2 protein-coding genes are annotated in these 1,726 nt (G+C 51.3%); both read left to right on the top strand.

The window, feature by feature from the left end:
* The first annotated feature begins 867 nt into the window (after nucleotides 1–867).
* The gene (locus J2Z79_RS18125; RefSeq protein WP_209468309.1) at nucleotides 868–1,374 is read left to right on the top strand and encodes a hypothetical protein; all 507 of its coding nucleotides are present in this window, start codon (nucleotides 868–870) and stop codon (nucleotides 1,372–1,374) included.
* 95 nt (nucleotides 1,375–1,469) lie between these two features.
* On the top strand, nucleotides 1,470–1,726 hold a 257-nt coding region (locus tag J2Z79_RS18120; RefSeq protein ID WP_245302993.1), incomplete at its 3' end, for a transposase.

Raw genomic sequence — 1,726 nt, 5'->3', positions numbered from 1 at the left:
CAGACAGCGCATGAAGAAGTAGGCACGATCGTTGATATCCAATCATTGGGAGTCTGCCCCTATCTCACGTGCGGTTACCCGGACAGGCTCCTAGCCCTCTACGCGATGGTCCGATGTACCGTTATTATAGCCCACGAGCTGATGACATCAAGGATTCGGTCAGGAGATGTGGCTGTCTGACTTTAGACACACGCTAGTGTATTGTGGGGACTCAGGAGATATGCTATATATGGTTTAGATTCGTGTGCCACAAGGGGGTTATGCGTTCGTATGCCAAAATCTCGCATACTGTCGGTTGTTTCCATTGTTGTTGCAGGAGTGCTGTCATATATCGGTACTACGGTGGCACTGTGAATTTTACGCACGTAGACAAGAGCAGTTCCTTTACAGCCCAGCAGGTTCCTGCCAATGGTACTGTAACCAACATCGTTGTTGGGAAGCAAAAGACCTCTGAAAACGCTGGGTGCGACTGGCGCGGCCGTCATGTGCATTTGCAGTTCGACGAGTCCAGTCCGACCGGAGGCAGAATGCCAGGATCTTGGGCTAGGCAAATTAGCGACAGCCCAACGAAACCGTATGTCGACGATCCGAAGTATACGGATCCGGTCGAGAAGAAGTGCAAGAACGACTATTGCGGTGACTTTAAGAATAACGACCCTTCTAACTGGGCTGCGCGAACATCGTGGTAACCCAGATGGATCTGTTCCAACAGAATGCTCTGCTGGAACAGATCCTTACTATCTTCCTGGTGACCGGCACGTGCTCTCCTCTTCGCTCTCTGGCCTTACAAATACCCACGCGTACCGCGGGTTCTTGGGTATCCGTCTGCCTTCTCTACTCGTTATAGGAAGACGGGAGGGATTCAAAGTGGCTTTCCGCAAGCGGTTCTACCTGTTGCTACTTGTGCTGACTATCCTCTTGAGCGGTTGCACAAACTCAGAGGCAACCGACGGCCGCAATGTGTCTAGTGTGGAATCTGATCAATCAGAACACACCACCTCTGAGCACTCTATTCCGCCCGGCGTTTTCCATGCGTTAGCAAAGTACACGTTTTATGAGTTCAAGCAGGGCCGGATTCCGACTGATCTCATCTGGGCTGAGTCAGACAAAACCTACGCCTTCTTTGTTGGCCGTGAAGAACAGTTGCAACGTAGTTCCGTATTATGGGATGATGTCCAATTCGATTCCATCTTGGATTGGTTTCGAGCCCATCCTGACACAGATGTCAAATCCATTGAGATGTCGCCCGGGTCAACAGATAAGCGGGTTGTCATGAACATCGAGAGTTCCGATGGATTTTATGCCCGAGTGTCGTTTGTGGACTACGAATTGCGTGCATTCTTCATCTTTGAAGATCCGATTCCTTGGGAATAGTGTCATTGCCCTTCAGCGAACGGTATGGGCTAGGAGCCTGTCTGAGTAAGCCAGTTCTGTAGGAGCAAAAGGGTTGGGTGTCCAATGTCTTCAGCATGAGCAAGAAGACGTATCGACCGTATGAGCCCAATCAGCTGTTGCTGCTGCCCCCTGCCCTGCAGGACTGGCTTCCGCATGACCATTTCGCTTACTTCCTGAGTGATGTCGTGGACTCACTCGATTTAAGCCAAATCGAACGGACATACGAGCGAGAGCTGCGAGGTTACCCACCGTACCATCCGCGGATGATGGTCAAGGTGCTGCTGTACGCCTACTGCAACGGCGTCTACTCCTCTCGCAAGATCGAACGCCG

The organism is Symbiobacterium terraclitae (assembly GCF_017874315.1).
GTDB lineage: Bacteria > Bacillota > Sulfobacillia > Symbiobacteriales > Symbiobacteriaceae > Symbiobacterium > Symbiobacterium terraclitae.
The sequence above is the reverse complement of the archived record's forward strand: the minus strand, read 5'-3'. Positions and strand labels throughout refer to the sequence as shown.